Source organism: Acetobacter estunensis, from assembly GCF_011516945.1.
GTDB lineage: Bacteria > Pseudomonadota > Alphaproteobacteria > Acetobacterales > Acetobacteraceae > Acetobacter > Acetobacter estunensis.
In genome coordinates this window covers 1-5622 of the sequence record NZ_WOTH01000075.1, presented here as the reverse complement: position 1 = coordinate 5622, position 5622 = coordinate 1, and the positions used below count along the sequence as shown (strand labels likewise).

The 5622-nt window shown below is 58.1% G+C and carries 8 protein-coding genes and 1 pseudogene; all 9 read right to left on the bottom strand.

All coding sequences use genetic code 11. The features are described from left to right. Positions 1-81: 81 nt before the first annotated feature. Positions 82-219: a hypothetical protein gene (locus GOB87_RS16125; protein ID WP_166319066.1), complete on the bottom strand. Its 138-nt coding sequence runs from the start codon at positions 217-219 to the stop codon at positions 82-84. Between the two features lie 410 nt (positions 220-629). Further along, a complete protein-coding gene (locus GOB87_RS16120; RefSeq protein WP_166319063.1) occupies positions 630-983 on the bottom strand; it encodes a hypothetical protein in 354 nt (117 codons plus the stop codon). A 127-nt stretch (positions 984-1110) separates the two neighbouring features. Continuing rightward, positions 1111-1566: a hypothetical protein gene (locus GOB87_RS16115; RefSeq protein ID WP_166319060.1), complete on the bottom strand. Its 456-nt coding sequence runs from the start codon at positions 1564-1566 to the stop codon at positions 1111-1113. A 140-nt stretch (positions 1567-1706) separates the two neighbouring features. Further along, positions 1707-2126: pseudogene (gene ssb / locus GOB87_RS16110) on the bottom strand (single-stranded DNA-binding protein); the annotation flags it as partial. Between the two features lie 1047 nt (positions 2127-3173). Continuing rightward, positions 3174-3350, bottom strand: coding sequence for a hypothetical protein (locus GOB87_RS16105; RefSeq protein ID WP_166319054.1), 177 nt, complete (start codon positions 3348-3350; stop codon positions 3174-3176). A 70-nt stretch (positions 3351-3420) separates the two neighbouring features. Then, positions 3421-4104, bottom strand: coding sequence for a hypothetical protein (locus GOB87_RS16100; protein ID WP_166319051.1), 684 nt, complete (start codon positions 4102-4104; stop codon positions 3421-3423). A 216-nt stretch (positions 4105-4320) separates the two neighbouring features. Continuing rightward, the gene (locus GOB87_RS16095; protein WP_166319048.1) at positions 4321-4527 is read right to left on the bottom strand and encodes a hypothetical protein; all 207 of its coding nucleotides are present in this window, start codon (positions 4525-4527) and stop codon (positions 4321-4323) included. A 401-nt stretch (positions 4528-4928) separates the two neighbouring features. Next, positions 4929-5231 carry an addiction module antidote protein gene (locus GOB87_RS16090; RefSeq protein WP_166319045.1) on the bottom strand — a complete coding sequence of 101 codons (303 nt, stop codon included), beginning with the start codon at positions 5229-5231 and terminating at the stop codon, positions 4929-4931. Continuing rightward, positions 5134-5583 carry a type II toxin-antitoxin system RelE/ParE family toxin gene (locus tag GOB87_RS17215; protein ID WP_408737179.1) on the bottom strand — a complete coding sequence of 150 codons (450 nt, stop codon included), beginning with the start codon at positions 5581-5583 and terminating at the stop codon, positions 5134-5136. Before GOB87_RS17215 ends, GOB87_RS16090 begins: the two co-directional genes overlap by 98 nt. Between the last annotated feature and the right edge of the window lie 39 nt (positions 5584-5622).

Sequence of the window (5622 nt, the reverse complement as noted above, 5' to 3'; positions counted from 1 at the left end):
TCTGCCTCCAGAGGCAAAATGCCGTTGTCATTCCAGATCAGACGCACAGGACACAGCTCTCAGAACAGAGAATAACACTCTTCAGACAAAATGTGAGAAATCCGCGTCGAGGGCACTCTCTGGTGGCGTCGCCTGCGTCACTGGGGCTGACCACGCCCGACAGGCGTCCGTGAGACCCAGCAGGCTCGTGGAAACGGATACCGGCACGGACTCAGTCATGCCGCAGCCCCTCTTCCTTCTTCGTCCGCCCTTTTTACGCTCTCCAGCTCGCGCAGGATCGCGTCGTTTTTGGGTCTTACGGGACAAGGGTTTTCAAGGTGGGCATCACGCAAGCGGAGCAGCCAGGCCGAGCGCGCTTCATCCAGTGCGGAGCGCCCTTCAAGACATCGCCGCAACTGCGTCCGGTGCATCCTACACTTTTCAGCGGCGGCGTTCTCCGAGGTCCAGCCGATGTGGAACAGGACCATGGACAATTTGGCTCCCGTGAGCCGGACGGATGGGGATGTCGTGTCTTTGCTCATGCCCCAAGCGTAAAAACCCCGCCTGCGACTGTACGGGATAGCCGAAAAAAAAAAGCGCCCCGAAGGACGCTTTCCTTTCACCCCGATATCTCGCCCCAAGGGCTGACGTCACAGAGACAAGAATGTCCCTGCGATTCCGTAGCTACTCGCGGCAACGTAAAACATCAGGCCTGCTCCGAGGACGATTATGGGGCCTGTGACGGTCTCTCCTTCTGCGCTACAGCGTTTCAGAGCGCACACAGCCGACACCATGCACCAGATCCCGGACAGCGCCACGACAGCGAAATCAGTCGTTGACGGGTTCCGCCAGTGAACGCTCATGCCGAACCATGCAAAGGCCAGCCCCATAAAAACGCTCTCCCATTTTTGCGGGCCTGTGTAGGCGTCCACGATATTGCGGACAGCGTTCCGAGCGATAGTCGTGAGGGTCACTCTCTGTCTGGCAGAACTCTTGGTGCTCATTTTCTTCCGTCCATCATGCCATGCAAATTAAGTTATGTGAGTCATTATTAGCATACCAGGCGTGCGACTTTAGGGGCGACCGGAAAAGAAAACGACGTGCTGTGGGACGCCCGTCATTCGGCCTCTCTTATTCCGGTCTGGTGAGATGACCGACCCATCGTCCACCCTGCATGAACGCGATGGAGTAAGGTTCGAGCGACCATGAAAGGCGCACGGCCTGACCGACGGAGAGAGCGTTGTAGGCGTCCCTCGACACGCCAACGTCATAGGTCAACCCGGTCGGCAATTTGATCCGTACCTCGGGCCTGCCCTCTCCGATGTAGCCATATAGCGGCCACCACTGCTTCGAGAGATATTTCTCCCTGACGGTGGCCAGTCCTTCGGGCGGCTTTTCGCCCGGTTGCTGCACGGCATGCGCTACGCCACCGACGACAACCCCAAAACATATGCCGCCCAACACGAACAGCATCCCCAGACGTTTGCGCTGCTTCGTCTTGCCGAAAACAGTCAGACGGGCACCCCGGATAGCACCGAGGCTTCCCACCGTCATTCCTACCACCTGCACGACATCGGCTGTCATCATCACCCGCCGTTTCCTACTTCAATCGCGTTCCGCACCTAGCTGAAACGATGCCCCAACGCCACGATCCTCGGGAAAGGGGCCGGAGACCGGCCCCCTGACGCTCAATCGAAGCATGGCGCGAAGGGAATCTCATCGTCCATTCCCCCGAAGTCACCACCGGCTGGCGCTCCGCCACCCTGCTCACGGCCCTGACCGCCTTCGTTGTTGTGGTTGGTGTCGAGGAGGACCAGATCACCACCGAAGCGATCGAGCACGATCTCTGTGGTGTATTTTTCCTGACCAGACTGGTCGGTCCATTTCCGCGTCTGCAATTTTCCCTCAAGGTAGACCTTGCGCCCTTTCTTGAGAAAACGCTCGGCCACGTCCCCGAGGCGCTCATTGAAGATGACGATACGGTGCCATTCGGTGCGCTCGCGGCGCTCACCGGAAGCGCGGTCATTCCACGTTTCGCTTGTCGCGAGACCGAACGAGACAACTTTCTGCCCACCCTGCGACGACCGCACCTCGGGATCACGTCCGAGATTACCAACGAGAATGACTTTATTGACGGAACCAGCCATAACACACTCCACACAGCTATTACTTACGAGAACACAGCGAATACTGGTTTTGTGGGTGGGAACCATTCCCTGTCCACAAGAAAAGAATAGTACAGACCGCCGATTGCCACAAGCAAAAAAGCCCGGAAAACCGCCAATAATCGAAAATAAATCGCCCGGAATGTCGTTTTTATTGCTTGCAATACTTGGTCTAAACCAGCGTTTTACTAGACCATATCCTGCCTGGGTGCGGGGCGGCGAGCGCCCGCTGACGGTGACGAGAGTGGAGGGACTGAAGGCGTTTTTCTGAGCCACATCCTGCCACCGGCCATGACAGCGCACCGGGCAGATCGTCAGGACCGAAGCCGCCTGAGCAAGCCGGTCAGCGTGCGGGCAGCGCGGGGCAACGCCCTACGATGAACGCACGATGGCCAAGGCGCAGCGAGGGTGGCGTAGCCGCGAAGCGGGACCGCAACGCGGTCGTCTTGAGGAGATGCACGGGGCGTTGTCACACTGATCGCTGGATGCCCGGCCGCAAGTCCCGCAACGTGCCCCTCTGATGCGGCGCAGCCGTGTCAGAGGGGTTGAGGAACCGTCCACACTGCCACCCAGCCGAAACATCCTGACGCCAGCGTAAAAGAACAGCGGTGAACCTAAGCCCGAAAGGGGCGAGACACCGCAAGGTGGCTCGACTGAACTTACCGGCTCGGCCGGTTAGTGAAGCTGAGTGAACGAGTGAGCCTGCGAGCGAACCCGAAGGGCGCCCCCAGAACACGTCCTTCAGAACGCAACAGATTTCACTAACACCTGAAGCAAACCGCCAATAAGATCAAAACACGAACAACACGGAGAAACCGAGATGGCCCTATTCTTAGGAAAGCTCAACGCATTGAGTCGCGACAGGGTTACGACGCTGCTCAGCGCTATCTGACCTTAAACGGCGAGCCGTAGTAGAGCGGCATAGCTTTCTCTCGGTAGCCCAATGCCGACGCTTGCGTCGGCCGCAGGATAATTCTGCTTTGCGATGCAAAGCAGTCCGCTTTCCCGAGGCCAACCCGGCATTGCGCGTCATTCGTCCGCTGCCCATGTCCGCACAAACGCGGCACCAAGGACGCTACACATGGCAATGCAGACGAACATTGCGGCCAGAAGCGGCAATCCGAAAATCTCCTCGTATTGCATCAACGTGAAGCCTCCCAGACATAGAACGATCCCAAGGGCTAAAATGGCTCGTTTCATCAGCATTAAACTTGTCTCTCCTTCAAAGTTTCAAACTGGATGACAAGGCCGGGCGTTTGCCCGGCCCTTTTGTGAATCAGAGGTCAAGAGCCTCGGCGCGAAGGGCTGCGGCCTGCTCGCTCACGCTCCGGCCATTCTGCTGCGCCACGTAGGGCTTCCATTCCTCGCCCATTACCTCGGCGTATCCGGCACAGGCTCCGCGTGCAACGCAAGCGAGAGCGTGGGCCTTGGCGCCATGCTGCGCGGCAATCTCCCGAAGGCGCTCAACCCGGTTCGATTGCCCGTCGATTCCCATGCGGTCCTCGTCGCGGTTTGCGTTGGTGAAGGAATCGGCCTCATCTTTCGCGATCTGGCGGCGGGCCTCGTAGTAGCAGGCTGCGCCATGTGCGGAGCGAATTGCGCCGTCCACGATGCGGTCAAGGTGCAGTTTCATGCCTCGCATGTCGTCCTCGCCACGATAGAGCGTCACCAGCACGTCGCGGAGCGTCTCAAACTGGTCGCGGATCATGTTGCTTCCCAAGCCGATCAGTTCGTCAAGATCGCCAATCTCGACGGCGAAAGCGGCCTGAATCTTGGTGATCTGGTCGTCATTCGGAGCGAGCGCCAGCACGTCGGCAAGCTCGATGCCGGATTTCTTCTCCTTGGAGAAACGGGCACGGGCTTCCTTGGCGCGGCGGGCTTCCTCACGGGTCGCCTTGGGGAGCGCGTCACCCTTGTTTTCGGAAGCGTTCGGGGCGATGGTAGCGGCAGCGTTTGACATGAAAATACCCTTTCTGTCTGACGTCAGCCCCGTCTCGGTGTTACAGCACCGGGCGGGGCGTCCTGTGGGTGGGAACCATTCCCTGTCCACAAGAAAAGAATAGTACAGACCGCCGGTTGTCACAAGCAAAAAAGCCCGGAAAACCGCCAATAATCGAAAATAAATCGCCAGAATTGTCGTTTTTATTGCTTGCAATACTTGGTCTAAACCAGCGTTTTACAAGACCATATCCTGCCTGGGTGCGGTGCGGGGCGGCGAGCGCCCGCTGACGGTGACGAGAGTGGAGGGACTGAAGGCGTTTTTCTGAGCCACATCCTGCCACCGGCCATGACGGCGCACCGGGCAGATCGTCAGGACCGAAGCCGTCTGAGCAAGCCGGTCAGCGTGCGGGCAGCGCGGGGCAACGCCCTGCGATGAACGCACGATGGCCAAGGCGCGGCGAGGGTGGCGTAGCCGCGAAGCGGGACCGCAACGCGGTCGTCTTGAGGAACTGCACGGGGTGCTGTCACACTGATCGCTGGATGCTCTCGGCCGTAAGTCCCGCAACGTGCCCCTCTGATGCGGCGCAGCCGTGTCAGAGGGGTTGAGGAACCGTCCACACCGCTACCCACCCGAAACATCCTGACGCCAGCGGAAAAGAACGGCGGTGAACCTAAGCCCGAAAGGGGCGAGACACCGCAAGGCGGCTCGACTGAACTTACCGGCTCGGCCGGTTAGTGAAGCTGAGTGAACGAGTGAGCCTGCGAACAAACCCAAAGGGCGCTCCGTACTCTCTTCTCAACCCGCACTCAATCAAGCCTACCGAAACAGTGGCTACGTCAGACTTACTCTCCCGCAGGGCCAGACGTTCGAAACGTCGCATGAATGTCCAGCGCCCTCATGATTCCCATCAGACTCGACAAACTTGGATTGCCCGTTTCTGAAAGGGCTTTATAGAGTGCCGGGCGCGTAATGCCGGCTTTATTCGCCGTCTCAGCCATCCCCCGTGCTTTGGCAATCACGGAAAGAGCGTGAGTGAACGCGGGAATATCACCATCCTCCCACGCCATATTCAGAAGTTCTTCCAGCACCAGAGGATCCTTGGCGGCCTTGGCACTGTTGAACGTCTTGAGCTCGGAAAGCTTCATATGTCGTCCTCCAAAGACCGTACAATTTGTTTGACAATCTCAATATCGCGATCCCGCGTGCGCTTACCCCCACACCGAGAACAACCTCAAAAACTGCGCCGGGCTGAATGAAATAAACCCTATATCTAGGTCCGTAATGTATACGGCTTTCGGAAACGTCTTCACCACACGGCTTCACGTTCCCAAAAGAGCCTGCCTCCATCTGAATCAGGTGCGCCTTAATCTTGGCAACGTCACGACTATCCTTGAGCCGGTCCAACCAATGAGTGAACTGAGGCGTAAGCCTAGGGCCTGTTAGATCTTGAATTTCTTCCCATATTGTAGGGATGGAAGAAGGAGACAGAACAGGCACCTTTACGGACGAGACATGGGCGATCTGGGAACCTCTGAT

What these genes read in the sequence shown, in the direction of transcription:
- GOB87_RS16125 (WP_166319066.1), bottom strand. Translation starts at nt 219, where the DNA reads ATGACTGAGTCCGTGCCGGTATCCGTTTCCACGAGCCTGCTGGGTCTC.
- GOB87_RS16120 (WP_166319063.1), bottom strand. Translation starts at nt 983, where the DNA reads ATGAGCACCAAGAGTTCTGCCAGACAGAGAGTGACCCTCACGACTATC.
- GOB87_RS16115 (WP_166319060.1), bottom strand. Translation starts at nt 1,566, where the DNA reads ATGATGACAGCCGATGTCGTGCAGGTGGTAGGAATGACGGTGGGAAGC.
- GOB87_RS16105 (WP_166319054.1), bottom strand. Translation starts at nt 3,350, where the DNA reads ATGCTGATGAAACGAGCCATTTTAGCCCTTGGGATCGTTCTATGTCTG.
- GOB87_RS16100 (WP_166319051.1), bottom strand. Translation starts at nt 4,104, where the DNA reads ATGTCAAACGCTGCCGCTACCATCGCCCCGAACGCTTCCGAAAACAAG.
- GOB87_RS16090 (WP_166319045.1), bottom strand. Translation starts at nt 5,231, where the DNA reads ATGAAGCTTTCCGAGCTCAAGACGTTCAACAGTGCCAAGGCCGCCAAG.